Source organism: Blastococcus aurantiacus (genome assembly GCF_900102425.1).
GTDB lineage: Bacteria > Actinomycetota > Actinomycetes > Mycobacteriales > Geodermatophilaceae > Blastococcus > Blastococcus aurantiacus.
Genome location: NZ_FNBT01000001.1, coordinates 707,475 through 720,763, shown reverse-complemented (window position 1 = coordinate 720,763; position 13,289 = coordinate 707,475). Strand labels below are relative to the sequence as shown.

At 72.8% G+C, this 13,289-nt stretch carries 12 protein-coding genes and 2 rRNA genes; 9 read left to right on the top strand and 5 right to left on the bottom strand.

Annotated features, from left to right (window positions below):
- Window positions 1-80 (top strand): 23S ribosomal RNA (locus BLS70_RS03375); the annotation flags it as partial.
- Window positions 81-197: 117 nt separating this feature from the next.
- A 5S ribosomal RNA gene (gene rrf, locus BLS70_RS03370) occupies window positions 198-314 on the top strand.
- A 156-nt stretch (window positions 315-470) separates the two neighbouring features.
- Here rrf and BLS70_RS03365 read toward each other — a convergent pair.
- Together BLS70_RS03365 and BLS70_RS03360 are read right to left on the bottom strand one after the other, a co-directional pair.
- Window positions 471-1,130: a DUF2461 domain-containing protein gene (locus tag BLS70_RS03365; protein WP_091764043.1), complete on the bottom strand. Its 660-nt coding sequence runs from the start codon at window positions 1,128-1,130 to the stop codon at window positions 471-473.
- Complete coding sequence (locus tag BLS70_RS03360; RefSeq protein ID WP_091764042.1) at window positions 1,127-1,720, bottom strand: GNAT family N-acetyltransferase; 594 nt, start codon at window positions 1,718-1,720, stop codon at window positions 1,127-1,129. Before BLS70_RS03360 ends, BLS70_RS03365 begins: the two co-directional genes overlap by 4 nt.
- Window positions 1,721-1,782: 62 nt before the next feature.
- Between BLS70_RS03360 and BLS70_RS03355 the strand changes: the two genes are divergently transcribed.
- Complete coding sequence (locus tag BLS70_RS03355) at window positions 1,783-2,994, top strand: winged helix-turn-helix domain-containing protein (RefSeq protein WP_255362204.1); 1,212 nt, start codon at window positions 1,783-1,785, stop codon at window positions 2,992-2,994.
- Here the strand turns inward: BLS70_RS03355 and BLS70_RS03350 are convergent.
- Both BLS70_RS03350 and BLS70_RS03345 read right to left on the bottom strand, forming a co-directional pair.
- Window positions 2,969-3,466: a hypothetical protein gene (locus tag BLS70_RS03350; RefSeq protein WP_091764041.1), complete on the bottom strand. Its 498-nt coding sequence runs from the start codon at window positions 3,464-3,466 to the stop codon at window positions 2,969-2,971. The two genes, BLS70_RS03355 and BLS70_RS03350, sit on opposite strands and share 26 nt — an antisense overlap.
- Before the next feature lie 47 nt (window positions 3,467-3,513).
- Entirely contained in the window at window positions 3,514-3,936 is a 423-nt protein-coding gene (locus BLS70_RS03345) for a YkvA family protein (protein WP_091764040.1), read from the bottom strand.
- A gap of 39 nt (window positions 3,937-3,975) precedes the next feature.
- On the opposite strand from BLS70_RS03345, the gene thyX reads away from it, so the two are divergent.
- The 5 genes from thyX to BLS70_RS03320 all read left to right on the top strand — a co-directional run bounded on the left by thyX (window position 3,976) and on the right by BLS70_RS03320 (window position 8,743).
- A complete protein-coding gene (gene thyX, locus BLS70_RS03340) occupies window positions 3,976-4,728 on the top strand; it encodes an FAD-dependent thymidylate synthase (protein ID WP_091764039.1) in 753 nt (250 codons plus the stop codon).
- A gap of 64 nt (window positions 4,729-4,792) precedes the next feature.
- On the top strand, window positions 4,793-5,599 hold the full coding sequence (locus tag BLS70_RS03335; protein ID WP_091764038.1) for a thymidylate synthase: 807 nt from the start codon (window positions 4,793-4,795) through the stop codon (window positions 5,597-5,599).
- Window positions 5,600-5,612: 13 nt separating this feature from the next.
- Window positions 5,613-6,140 carry a dihydrofolate reductase gene (locus BLS70_RS03330; RefSeq protein WP_091764037.1) on the top strand — a complete coding sequence of 176 codons (528 nt, stop codon included), beginning with the start codon at window positions 5,613-5,615 and terminating at the stop codon, window positions 6,138-6,140.
- Window positions 6,141-6,149: 9 nt separating this feature from the next.
- Window positions 6,150-7,046, top strand: coding sequence for a 4-hydroxy-tetrahydrodipicolinate synthase (gene dapA, locus BLS70_RS03325; protein WP_091764036.1), 897 nt, complete (start codon window positions 6,150-6,152; stop codon window positions 7,044-7,046).
- A complete protein-coding gene (locus BLS70_RS03320) occupies window positions 7,043-8,743 on the top strand; it encodes a ribonuclease J (protein ID WP_091764035.1) in 1,701 nt (566 codons plus the stop codon). The genes dapA and BLS70_RS03320 overlap by 4 nt, the downstream gene beginning before the upstream one ends.
- A 16-nt stretch (window positions 8,744-8,759) precedes the next feature.
- On the opposite strand, the gene BLS70_RS03315 is transcribed toward BLS70_RS03320, so the two are convergent.
- Entirely contained in the window at window positions 8,760-10,694 is a 1,935-nt protein-coding gene (locus tag BLS70_RS03315) for a S9 family peptidase (protein ID WP_091764034.1), read from the bottom strand.
- A gap of 89 nt (window positions 10,695-10,783) precedes the next feature.
- On the opposite strand from BLS70_RS03315, the gene BLS70_RS03310 reads away from it, so the two are divergent.
- Window positions 10,784-13,285: an FtsK/SpoIIIE family DNA translocase gene (locus tag BLS70_RS03310; protein ID WP_091764033.1), complete on the top strand. Its 2,502-nt coding sequence runs from the start codon at window positions 10,784-10,786 to the stop codon at window positions 13,283-13,285.
- Window positions 13,286-13,289: the final 4 nt, after the last annotated feature.

Genomic DNA, 13,289 nt, shown 5'->3' with positions numbered 1-13,289 from the left:
CCAGCGGGTTGATAGGCCGGAAGTGGAAGCACCGCAAGGTGTGGAGCTGACCGGTACTAATAGGCCGAGGGCTTGACCACACACACCCACTCGGGCTGTCGTGCAGGTCAGGGTCAATTAACGAAGATTGCTTCGCGTCCACTGTGCGGTTCTGAACGCACGAACCAGGTCGTCCTGGATCGATAAGTTCACAGAGTTACGGCGGTCATGGCGAGAGGGAAACGCCCGGTCTCATTCCGAACCCGGAAGCTAAGCCTCTCAGCGCCGATGGTACTGCCCTGGAGACGGGGTGGGAGAGTAGGACGCCGCCGGACAACCATTACCGAAAGGGCCCCAGCATCCGTGCTGGGGCCCTTTCGCATGCCCAGACCACACCCGCCGCCGCCGACGTCCCCCCTTCTGCTTTACCGCGGAAAAGCAGGACGTCGCCGTCCCTCCTCTGCTTTACCGCGGAGAAGCAGACCCCGGTGTCAGCGGCGGGGTTCCTTGGTGGTCGCGCCGACGTTGTCGGCGAGCCACGCGTTGAGCGGCGCCAGGTCCCGCCAGGAGGTGCGCACCCGGTCCAGGACGTCGCGGGTGTGCAGCCAGTCCTCGGGCGTCCAGCGCCGCGTCGCGTGCAGCGCCTTGTGCTGCAGCAGCTCGAGCCGGTCGTCGTCGGCGGAGTAGCCGGCGGGGACGCGCACCAGGCGGTCGCCCTCGATGTCCCATCCGGCGGCCCTCAGCCGGTCGATCTCCCGCTCCAGCCGCACGCCCTGCACGGGGTCGGCCACAGCGCGGCGGTACCGGGCGATCTGGTCGCTCTCCAGGCGCCAGCTGCCGCCGGAGACCATGAGCCCGTCGGCCGAGATCTGGACGTACCAGGACCCGGCGCCTCGTCCCTCGGGTGTGACCACGGCGCCCTGGTGCGTCTTGTACGGGGTCTTGTCGTGCGAGAAGCGGACGTCGCGGTAGGGCCGGAACACCTTCGCCGTCCCGAACTCGCCCGAGAGCTCCTCCAGCAACGCCAGCATCGGTGCGCGGACGAACGACTCGTACTCGTCACGGTGCGCGGTCCAGAAGGTCTTGGTGTTGTCCGCCTCGAGGCCCTCGTAGAAGACCAGTCCCTCGTCGGGGAAGCCTGTGAAGCTCACGTGGGGTCCGCTGCCTCGTCGACCAGCCCGGTGTGCCAGCGCAGCTCGCGCAGCGGCGTCCCCCCGGTGTCCAGGGTCCGCGCCCAGCCATCGGTTTCCCAGCCGGCCGACTCGAAGAAGGCGGCGGAGACGTCGTCCGCCTCCGGCAGCCAGGTACGCAGCCGCACCACCCCCTGGGACAGGGCGAGGTCGACCGCCGCTGCCAGGAGCCGGCTGCCGTGTCCGCGACGCCCCCAGCGGGGCTCGACCAGCAGCGTGGAGATCTCGGACGTCGGCCCGGCGGGGTCGGGGCTCTCGCCGTCGGCCAGCTCCGCCGGTCCGAACGCGGTGAAACCGACGACCGTCTCCTGCTCCAGGGCGACCAGCACGAGGTGCGCCGGCGTCGGCGGCACCTCGACGGCGGTGCGCCACGCGTGCGCGGCGGCCTGCTCGTCCCAGGTGTCCAGCAACTCGGCCGGGAGCACCGACCGGTACGCGGTCCGCCAGGCGATGGCCTGCACACGGGCGATGTCCGATGCCTCCCCGGAGCGCGCCGGTCGCACCGAGACGTCGGCGGAGCCGGTCAGGCGGGGGAACGGCGTGGGGTCCACGTCCGCGAGCCTAGGCAGGCCCCCGGCGAGGAGGTGTCGGTGGCCGGGGGCAGGATCGCGCCGTGACGTCCGTGCAACGCCTCCCGGCCGGTCTGGCCCGGCGCATGGCGCTGGCCGCGCAGGGGTTCGCGGTCCCGCGTCCGTCGTCCCCGGTCGGGTCCCGACAGCTGCGCTCCGTGGCCCAGCGTCTGGCCGTCGTGCAGATCGACTCGGTGAACGTCCTGTCGCGGTCCCACTACCTGCCGTTCTTCAGCCGCCTCGGCCCCTATCCGCGCCAGGCGCTCGACGCGCTCACGAATGGCCGGGGCGCGGTGTTCGAGTACTGGGCGCACGAGGCTTCCTTCCTGCCGGTGCGGCTCCACCCCCACCTCCGCTGGCGCATGGCGGCGGCGGACGACGAGGCGTGGGGCTCGATGACCCGGGTGGCCAGGGAGCGGCCGGAGTACGTCGCCGCCCTGGTCGAGCGGGTGCGCACCGGTGGTCCGCTGCGCGCCGCCGAGCTGGGCGAAACCCGTCCCGACCGGCCGGGCAGCATGTGGAACTGGCACGCCGGCAAGGCGGCGCTCGAGTACCTGTTCTTCACCGGTGTGCTCACCGCCCGGGGGCGGACGGCCGGCTTCGAGCGGGTCTACGACCTCACCGAGCGGGTCCTGCCCGCGACGGTGCTCGCCCAGCCGGTGCCGGAGCGTGCCGATGCCGTGCGCGAGCTGGTCCGCACCGCTGCCCGCGCTCTGGGAGTCGCCACCGAGAAGGACCTGCGCGACTACTTCCGGCTGTCACCGGGGGACGCGCGCACCGCTGTCGCGGAGCTGACCGATGCCGGTGAGCTGACCGCCGTCGCGGTGGACGGCTGGGGCCGGCCCGCCTGGCTGGACCCGGCGGCCCACCGGCCGCGCTGGATCCGGGCGCGGGCGCTGCTGAGCCCCTTCGACTCGCTGGTCTGGGAACGGCCGCGGGTCGAGCGGATCTTCGGCTTCCGCTACCGGCTGGAGATCTACACGCCGGCGCCCAAGCGGGTGCACGGCTACTACGTGCTGCCCTTCCTGCTGGGCGACCGCCTGGTGGGTCGGGTCGACCTCAAGGCCGACCGGCAGGCGTCCGTGCTGCGCGTGCAGTCCGCCTTCGCCGAGGACGACGTCGCGCACGGCGAGGTCGCCGCCGAGCTCGCCGCCGAGCTGCGGCTCATGGCCGACTGGATGGAGCTCGAGGACGTCGTCGTGGGGGAGCGCGGCGACCTCGCCGGTGAGCTCAGCCGGGTGGTGGGGAGGCGCTGAGCCCGCCCGACTCCACGCCGAGGCCGCCCAGCACCACCACGGCGTGGATGCGCAGGTCGGCGGCGTGCTCGTCGTGGGTGCGCTGCACCGCGCCGTCGGCACCGATGCCGCCCAGGCCCCGGAACCGCCACCAGACGCGCCAGTCCGCGGGGACCCGCACGGCCAGCCCGGCCATGCCCATGCGCACCGTGAGGTCGATGCCGTGCGCGGGCAGCGGCAGGGCGGTCAGGTCGATCTCCCCGCCGGCCATCGCCAGATCGACGCGCAGCCGGGACAGATCGGGGTTGGTGGGGCGGAGCTCGAGCCCGTTGTGGGTGACCACCCGGCGGATGCTCGTGCTGGTCGCGTCCCCCTCGTTCCGGCGCCAGGCGGTGAAGAACCCGGCGAGCGCCACCACCGCCTGGAAGCTGAACCAGCCGACGATCCAGGGCCGGAGCCTGCGGACCACGGACGACCAGCTCGGCTCGCTCATGGGGACAGCCTGCCGCCGCGCGGCGCGCAGGACCAGGGGCGGGCTGCTCAGCCCCGCGGCGCCCCGGCGGGCGGGACACCGGCGAGCCGGCTGACCAGGGCCAGCCCGCCGGGCTCGCCGGGCCAGTGCCGGGCCAGCGCCCCGGCGCCGGCGCGCCTGGTCACCGACCGCAGCGTCCAGGCCACCACGATCACGTCGTCGGCGTAGCCGAGCACCGGGATGAAGTCGGGGACCAGGTCGATCGGCATGAGCAGATAGCCCAGCAGCAGCCACAGCCGGACCCGGACCCCGCGGGGAAGTGAGCCGTCGGCGGCCAGGCGGCGCACCAGGCGAACCACATCGGGAAGCAGGCGGAGAGCCGTCCGGGCGGTGAGCTCGTCGGTGCGCGCCCGCCACAGGAGCGCGAGCAGGACCAGCCAGAGGAGCAGCACTCCACCCACGACGACGGCCAGCGTCCGGACCCACTCCACCGGCCCAGTCTGCCGCCGCCGTCGCCGTACGCTCACGGCGTGCCCGAGATCGTGCCGCTGAAGGTCCAGGTCATCGCCCAGACGCAGTTCACCCCGCCGGCCGACGTCCCGTGGGAGACCGACGCCGAGGGTGGGCAGGCACTGGCCGAGTTCGCCGGCCGGGCCTGCTACCAGTCGTGGAGCAAGCCCAACCCGGTCACCGCCACGAACGCCGGGTACCTCCGGCACATCCTCGAGGTCGGGCACCTCTCGGTGCTCGAGCACGGCACGGTCAGCATGTACCTGACCGGGGTCTCCCGGTCGCTCACCCACGAGCTCGTGCGGCACCGGCACTTCTCCTACAGCCAGCTCTCGCAGCGCTACGTGCCCGAGCACGAGGCCGAGATGGTCGAACCGGCGGTGATCGCTGAGGACCCGGAGCTGCACGCGCTGTTCGTGGCCTCGACGGAGGCGGCGCTGACCGCCTACGAGCAGCTGCTCGCCGGCCTGGAGCAGCGCTTCGCGGACGGGCCCAACGCCACCCTGCGGCGCAAGCAGGCCCGGCAGGCCGCGCGCGCGGTGCTGCCCAACGCCACCGAGACGCGGATCGTGGTCACCGGCAACTACCGGGCCTGGCGGCACTTCGTGGCCATGCGGGCCAGCGAGCACGCCGACGTCGAGATCCGGGGGCTCGCCATCGCCTGCCTGCGGGAGCTGCAGCGGGTGGCGGGCAACGTGTTCGGGGACTTCCGGATCAGCACCCTGGCCGACGGCAGCGAGGTGGCCGCCAGCCCGCTGGTCGGGGAGGGCTGAGCCGCCTGTGGCTGCTGCGCCGGGCGGCTCCCGGCTGTCGGTCCCCGGCCGTAGTCTCGGGCGCGTGGCAGCTCCGATCGACACCCAGTACGAGGACCTCCTGCGCCGGATCCTGGAGCAGGGGACGCCGAAGCAGGACCGCACCGGCACGGGCACGGTGAGCCTGTTCGGCGAGCGGCTCCGGTACGACCTCTCCGAGCGCTTCCCGCTGGTGACGACGAAGAAGGTGCATTTCAAGTCCATCGCCGTCGAGCTGCTGTGGTTCCTGCGCGGGGACAGCAACGTGGGCTGGCTGCGCGACCAGGGCGTCACCATCTGGGACGAGTGGGCCTCGCCCGAGGGGGAGCTGGGTCCCGTCTACGGCGTCCAGTGGCGGTCGTGGCCCACACCGGACGGGCAGCAGATCGACCAGATCACGAACGTCCTGGAGACGCTGCGCTCCGACCCCGACTCCCGGCGCATGATCGTCTCCGCGTGGAACGTCGGCGCTCTGCCGGAGATGGCGCTGGCGCCCTGCCACGCGCTGTTCCAGTTCTACGTCGCCGACGGCAAGCTCTCCTGCCAGCTCTACCAGCGCAGCGCCGACATGTTCCTCGGCGTCCCGTTCAACATCGCCAGCTACGCGCTGCTCACCCGCATGGTCGCCGCCCAGGTGGGCCTGGAGCCGGGCGACTTCGTCTGGGTGGGCGGGGACTGCCACGTCTACAGCAACCACGTCGCGCAGGTGACCGAGCAGCTCTCCCGCGAGCCCAAGCCGTTCCCCACCCTGGACCTGGCCCCCGCGCCGTCCCTGTTCGACTACACCTACGACCACTTCACGATCCGCGACTACGACCACCACCCCGCCATCCGCGGCGCCGTGGCCGTCTGACCGCCCGCTCCTGATGACCGTCGGCATGGTGTGGGCGCAGGCCCGCGGGGGCGTGATCGGGGTGAACGGCGCTCTCCCGTGGCACCTGCCGGAGGACTCCGCGCTCTTCCGCCGGGTGACGATGGGGTCGACGGTCGTGATGGGACGCCGCACGTGGGAGTCCCTGCCGGAGCGCTTCCGTCCCCTGCCCGGCCGGGTCAACGTGGTCCTCACCTCCGACCGCGCCTGGACGGCGGACGGCGCGCTGACCGCGGCGTCGGTGGACCAGGTGCTCGCCGAGCACGAGGCGTTCTGGGTGATCGGGGGGGAGGCGGTCTACGCCGCGTTCCTCCCGCACGCCGACCGGCTGGTGGTCACCGACGTCGACGTCGAGGTGGACGGCGACACCTGGGCGCCGGTCCTGGACGGGGCCTGGACCCTCGCCGCGCGGACGCCGGGCAGCGGCTGGTCGGAGTCCGCGACGGGCGGCCTGCGCTACGCCGTGTCGGAGTACGAGCGCGCCGACGCGACCGGGACCGAGCACCCGCACGCGGCTCGGTAGATTCAGCCCATGACCACCGACCCCGCCCGGCCCTTCGGGCGCGTGCTGACGGCGATGGTCACGCCGCTGGCCGAGGACGGGTCGATCGACCTCGCCGGCGCCCAGGAGCTGGCCGCCCACCTCGTCGACCGCCAGGCGCACGACGGCCTGGCCGTGCTGGGCACCACCGGCGAGTCCCCGACCATGAGCGACGGCGAGTCGCACGCCGTCCTGGAGGCGGTGATCGACGCGGTCGGCGACCGCGCCACCGTCCTCGCCGGGGTCGGCACCAACGACACCGCCCACACGATCGAGCGGGCGCAGGCCGCCGAACGCCTCGGTGCCGACGGCCTGCTCGTCGTCACCCCGTACTACAACAAGCCCCCGCAAGCGGGGCTCCTGCGCCACTTCACCGCGGTGGCCGACAGCACCGACCTGCCGGTGATGCTCTACGACATCCCGCACCGCTCGGCGGTGCCGATCGAGGTCGAGACGATGGTGCGCCTCGCCGAGCACCCCGGGATCGTCGCGGTGAAGGACGCCAAGGGTGACTTCGGCGCCATGGCCTGGACGAAGGCGCGCACCGACCTCGCGTTCTACAGCGGCGACGACATGCTGAACCTGCCCATCCTCGCCATGGGCGGCGTCGGGGTGGTCAGCGTGGTCGGCCACCTCGTCGGCCCCCGGCTCGCCGAGCTCATCGCGGCGGTGGAGGCCGGCGACCTGGCCCGCGCCCGCGCCGTGAACGACAGCCTGCTGCCGGTCTACACCGGCATCTTCCGCACCCAGGGCGCGATCCTGGTCAAGGCGGCGCTCAACGCTCTCGGCCTGCCGGCCGGCCCGCTGCGGCCGCCGCTCGTCGAGGCGACCCACGACCAGCTCGCGCAACTGCGCATCGACCTCGCCGACGGAGGCGTTCAACTGTGAGTGGCCAGGTCACCCAGCCCCATCTCGATCTCAAGGCCCCGCCGCCGTTACCCGAAGGCGGCCTGCGCGTCATGGCGCTGGGCGGACTGGGCGAGATCGGCCGCAACATGGCGGTCCTCGAGTTCGACGGGCAGCTGCTCGTCATCGACTGCGGCGTCCTCTTCCCCGAGGCCGAGCAACCCGGGATCGACCTGATCCTGCCGGACTTCGGGGTCATCGAGCACCGGCTGGACGACATCACCGCCGTCGTCCTCACGCACGGGCACGAGGACCACATCGGCGCCATCCCGTACCTGCTGCGGCTGCGCGAGGACATCCCGCTGGTCGGGTCCCGGTTCACCCTGGCGCTGGTCAAGGCCAAGCTGCGCGAGCACCGCATCGACCCGGTGCTGGTCGAGGTCGCAGCGGGCGACGACCACCTGGCCGGGCCGTTCCACTGCGAGTTCATCTCGGTGAACCACTCGATCCCGGACGCCCTCGCCGTCGCGGTGCACACCCCGGCCGGGCTGCTGGTGCACACCGGTGACTTCAAGATGGACCAGCTGCCGCTCGACGGCGTCCTCACCGACCTCGGCGCCTTCGCCCGGCTCGGCGTCTCGGGCATCGACCTGCTGCTCGCCGACTCCACGAACGCCGAGGTGCCCGGCTTCGTCACCCCCGAGCGCAGCATCGGCCCGGTCCTGGACGACGTCTTCGCCCGGGCCACCCAGCGCCTGATCGTCTCCAGCTTCGCCAGCCACGTGCACCGCATCCAGCAGGTGCTGGACTGCGCGCACAAGCACGGGCGCAAGGTGGCGCTGGTGGGCCGCTCGATGGTCCGCAACATGGGGGTGGCCCGCGACCTCGGGCTGCTGCACATGGCCCCGGGCCTGATGGTCTCCCTGGACGACGCCGCCAAGATGCCGGCCGAGCAGGTCGTGCTGGTGAGCACCGGCTCGCAGGGCGAACCGCTCTCCGCGCTCGGGCGCATGGCGCGGGGCGACCACCACCAGGTCACCATCGAGGCCGGCGACACCGTCGTCCTCGCCTCCTCCCTGGTGCCGGGCAACGAGACCGCCGTCTACAAGGTCATCAACGGGCTGTCCCGGCTCGGCGCCACGGTCGTGCACAAGGAGACGGCGCGGGTGCACGTCTCCGGGCACGCGCCCGCCGGTGAGCTCCGCACGCTGCTCAACGTGGCCAAGCCCCGCTACCTGATGCCGGTGCACGGGGAATGGCGCCACCTGCGCGCCCACGCCAAGCTCGCCGAGGAGACCGGCATGGCGGCCGACCGCGTGCTGCTCGCCGAGGACGGCGTGGTGATCGACCTGGTCGACGGCAAGGCCACGATCGTCGGCAGCGTGCCCATCGGCAACGTCTACGTCGACGGGCTGAACGTCGGCGACGTCGGCGAGGAGTCGCTGCAGGCCCGCCGCATCCTCGGCGACGAGGGGTTCGTGGCGCTGACCGTCGTCGTCGAGCCCTCGACCCGCACGATCGTGCGGCCGGTGCACCTGTCCACCAAGGGCTTCTCCGACGACCCGTCGGCCTTCGACGAGGTCCTGCGCCTGGTCGAGGACAACCTGCGCCGGGCACTGCAGGACGAGGACGTCGACGCCCACCGGATGTCGCAGATCATCCGGCGCACCGTCGGCAAGTGGGTCTCGGACAAGCACCGCCGCCGTCCGATGATCATCCCGACGGTGCTCGAGGTCTGAGGTCCCGGCCGGTCGGTCAGCGCACCACGTCGATCGGCTCGATCCTCTCGCCCGCGGGCAGGTGGAAGCCCCACACCTGGGCGTAGAAGGACAGTTCGCCGTCCAGTGCGGCGCGGATGTTGGCGGCCTTGCGGAACCCGTGCTGCTCACCGGCGAACAGCAGGTAGGCGTGCGGCACGCCCTTCTCGCGGAGCGCCGCGACGATCGCCTCGGCTTGGGCGGGCGGCACGATCGCGTCCTCGTCGCCCTGGAAGACGGCCAGCGGGGTGTCCAGCGCGTCGACGTGGTTGATCGGCGACCGCTCCGCGTAGACGTCGGCGCCCTCCGGCCAGGGCGCTACCAGGCCGTCGAGGTAGCGGGACTCGAACTTGTGGGTCTCCGCGGCCAGCGCACCCAGGTCGGCGACGCCGTAGTGGCTGGCTCCGGCCGTGAAGACGCCGGGGCGCAGGGAGAGCGCGGCGAGGGTGGTGTAGCCGCCGGCCGAGCCGCCCCGGATGGCCATCCGCGCGGGGTCGACCCGCCCGGAGTCCGCGAGGAACCGGGCGCACGCGACGACGTCGTCCAAGTCGACGACGCCCCACCGGCCCTGGAGCGCGTCGCGGTACCGGCGTCCGTAGCCGGTGGAGCCCCGGTAGTCGACGTCGGCGACGCAGAAGCCGCGTGAGGTCCAGTACTGGACGGCCAGGTTGAGCACCGGCGAGGCCGCCGAGGTCGGGCCGCCGTGGACGACGACCAGCAGCGGCGGGAGGTCGCCGTCGGCAGCGGGGACGTCGGGGTTCGTCGGCGGGTAGACCAGCGCGTGGGCGACGTCGATGCCCGTGCCGGCGTCCTCGGTCGGGAAGGCGACGTGCTCGGGACGGGAGAACCACGCCGGGTCCAGACCGAGGTCCCGTGCCGGGCGCAGCACCACCGCGTCGCCACCGTCGAGCGGCACGCGCAGCACCACCGGCTCGCTGTCCGGGCCACCGGCGACGCAGACGACGCCGTCGCCGGCCGCCGCCAGGTTGCGGAACGACGCGTAGGGCACCTCGAGCTCGCGCACGCTCCCGTCCGCCTCGAGGACGGCGAGCCGGTCGGCTCCGTCGCGGCCGTAGGCGAACGCGACCCGGCGGTCGGCCAGCAGCGCGAAGCGGGACTGCCCGAACACCCACTGCGGGCCGGCGATGTCGGCACCCACGTCCACGACCAGCTCGGCCTCCTCGTGCGGCCGCTTCCGGTACAGCGACCAGAAGTTCGTGCGGTCGGCGAACCACCACAGCGCCAGGTCCCCGCCCCACGTGGGCTGGACGACAGACTCGCCGGGGCCGCCGGCGAGCACGTGCTCGCTGCCGTCGGCGGCGCGGACGACGAGCTGGGCGGCGTCCCACGGCATGGAGGGGTGGTCCCACTGCAGCCAGGAGAGCGTCACGCCGTCCGGCGCGAGCCGGGGGTCGGAGACGAAGTCCGGACCGCTCACCAGGACCTCGGCGCCCTCGGCGGTGATCCGGACGATCTCGTTGACGACGTCGGCCGCACCGCCGGAGGCCCGGTGGGTCTCCCGGACGGCGAGAACGCCGTCGGCGGTGACGTGCAGGTCGGCGTAGCGCACGCCCGAGGGCGCCGCGGGCTCGGGCGTGACGGCCACGGGGGAGTCGCTGCCCGCGTCCAGTCGGTACAGCCGCTGGTCCGAGAACTCGGTGAACCAGAGCGTGCCGTCGCTGACCGTCCACGAGCCGCCGCCATACTCGTGCACGCGGGTGCGGGCGTTCCACGGAGCGGGCAGGACGTCGGCCACGGTCCCGTCCGGTGAGCGCCGCACCACCACCGACCGGCCGCCCTCGTCGGGCCGGGACTCCGCCCACCACACGTCGGCGCCGTCGACCACCACCTCGCCGATCCGGGCGGCCGCGCGGACCACGAGCTCGGAGGTGATCGGGGTCGGCCAGCCGCCGTGTCGACGAGGAGAGCTCATGGCTGTGACGTTATGAGATGCGGCGCCGGTGCGGGACACGACCGCCTGCCTGCCCCGTCACGGCCTCCGCGCGGATTACCGTTCGACGCATGCCTGCCCGCACCACGTCGACGCGCCGGCCGGCGTCCACGCGCAGCCGCTCGGGATCGACCGCGGCCAGCAAGAAGCGGCCGGCCGCCAAGCGGTCCGGCAACCGTCGTCCACCCGCGCGCAAGAAGGACGCCGGCTTCAGCCTGTGGCGTGCCGCCAGCGGCACCTGGGGGCTGCTCGCCCGGGGGGCGGGCGGCCTCGCCCGGTCGGTCGCCCGGCCCGCGGAGGCCGAGCCGCTCGCGCCCGAGCACCGCCGTGACGGGGTGGGCCTGGCCGTCCTCGGCCTGGCCGTCGTCCTGGGCGCCGCCGCCTGGAGCAACGGGATCGGCCCGGTGGGCGTCGCCCTGACCGACGGCGTCCGCTGGGTCATCGGCTCGCTGGTGATGGTGCTGCCGGTCGTGCTGTTCTTCGCCTCCCTCCGGCTGCTGCGCAGCGGGCCGCGGCCCGAGGCGCGGGGCCGGCTGGTGATCGGCTGGGTCTGCGTGACCGCGTCGGTGCTCGGCGTCGCCCAGGTGGTGGGCGACCCCGCCGACCCCGAGCGCGGCCTGCCCGGGTCCGGCGGGCTGATCGGCTGGGCCGTCGGCACGCCCCTGGTCGCCGGCATGGGGCCGGTCGTCCCCGTCGTCCTGCTCGCGCTGCTCGCCTTCTTCGGCCTGCTCGTCATCACCTCCACCCCGGTGCACCAGATCCCCGAGCGCCTGCGCGAGCTCACCGACCGGCTGCTCGGCCGGGACGACTACTACGAGGACGACGACGAGTACGGCGACTTCGACGAGTACGAGGAGGAGGCCGACGCCGCGCCGACCACCCGGAAGTCGCGGCGCAAGCTCGCGGAGGACCTGCTCGCCACCGGCCCGATCGACCACGGGGCGATGGCCGCGGCCGCCGATGCCACGCTCACCACCGAGCCCGAGCACACCGAGCTGCGTCCCGCACCCCCTCGGCCGCCGGTGGTGGACCGCACCCTCCCCGAGGACCTGCCGCCGATCACCGAGCCCGAGCAGCTGTCCATCCAGCCGGTGGAGGGCAACTACGTCCTGCCCTCGCTGTCCATGCTGCGCCCGGGGGACCCGCCGCGGGCCCGCTCGAAGGCCAACGACGTCGCCATCGAGGCGATCACCGGCGTGCTCGACCAGTTCAACATCGACGCCGCGGTCACCGGCTTCACCCGTGGCCCGACGGTCACCCGGTACGAGGTCGAGCTGGGCCAGGGCGTCAAGGTGGAGAAGATCACCGCGCTGACCCGCAACATGGCCTACGCGGTGGCCAACGACAACATCCGCATCCTCGCCCCGATCCCCGGCAAGTCCGCCGTCGGCATCGAGGTGCCCAACACCGACCGCGAGAAGGTGTCGCTCGGCGACGTCCTCCGGTCCGGTGCGGCCAAGCAGGACCCGCACCCGATGCTCGTGGGCCTGGGCAAGGACATCGAGGGCGGCTTCGTCTGCGCCAACCTGGCGAAGATGCCCCACCTGCTCGTCGCCGGTGCCACCGGCGCCGGTAAGTCCAGCTGCGTCAACTCGATCCTGACCTCGCTGCTGCTGCGGGCCACCCCGGACCAGCTCCGGATGATCCTGGTCGACCCGAAGATGGTCGAGCTGACGCCGTACGACGGCATCCCGCACCTGATCACGCCGATCATCACCGACCCCAAGAAGGCCGCCACCGCGCTGGCCTGGCTGGTCGAGGAGATGGAGCAGCGCTACCAGGACATGAAGTCCACCGGTGTGCGGCACATCGACGACTTCAACCGCAAGGTCGAGAAGGGCGAGATCACCGCGCCCCCCGGCAGCGAGCGGGTCTACCGCCCCTACCCGTACATCCTCGCGATCGTCGACGAGCTCGCCGATCTGATGATGGTCGCCCCGCGGGACGTCGAGGAGCACATCGTCCGCATCACGCAGAAGGCGCGTGCGGCCGGCATCCACCTCATCCTCGCGACGCAGCGCCCGTCGGTCGACGTCGTCACCGGCCTGATCAAGGCCAACGTGCCCTCGCGTCTGGCGTTCTCCACCTCGAGCCTCACCGACAGCCGGGTCATCCTCGACCAGCCCGGTGCGGAGAAGCTCATCGGCATGGGTGACGCGCTGTTCATGCCCATCGGTGCGGGCAAGCCGATGCGTGTCCAGGGCGCCTTCGTCACCGACGCCGAGATCGAGGCGGTCGTCGAGTTCGCCAAGCGGCAGGCCGAGCCGGAGTACCGCGAGGAGGTCTTCTCCGCCGGGAACGCCGGCGAGAAGAAGGACATCGACGAGGACATCGGCAACGACCTCGACCTGCTGCTGCAGGCCGTGGAGCTGATCGTGACCAGCCAGTTCGGCTCCACCTCGATGCTGCAGCGCAAGCTGCGCGTCGGGTTCGCCAAGGCCGGCCGCCTCATGGACCTCATGGAGAGCCGGGGCATCGTCGGCCCGTCCGAGGGCTCCAAGGCGCGCGACGTGCTCATCAAGCCCGACGAGCTGGAATCGGTCATGTTCACCCTCCGCGGCGGGCCGGCCTGACGCG

Excerpts from the sequence above, each read along its gene's own strand:
- BLS70_RS03350 (WP_091764041.1), bottom strand. The coding sequence starts at position 3,466 with ATGAGCGAGCCGAGCTGGTCGTCCGTGGTCCGCAGGCTCCGGCCCTGG.
- BLS70_RS03330 (WP_091764037.1), top strand. The coding sequence starts at position 5,613 with ATGACCGTCGGCATGGTGTGGGCGCAGGCCCGCGGGGGCGTGATCGGG.
- dapA (WP_091764036.1), top strand. The coding sequence starts at position 6,150 with ATGACCACCGACCCCGCCCGGCCCTTCGGGCGCGTGCTGACGGCGATG.
- BLS70_RS03315 (WP_091764034.1), bottom strand. The coding sequence starts at position 10,694 with ATGAGCTCTCCTCGTCGACACGGCGGCTGGCCGACCCCGATCACCTCC.
- BLS70_RS03310 (WP_091764033.1), top strand. The coding sequence starts at position 10,784 with ATGCCTGCCCGCACCACGTCGACGCGCCGGCCGGCGTCCACGCGCAGC.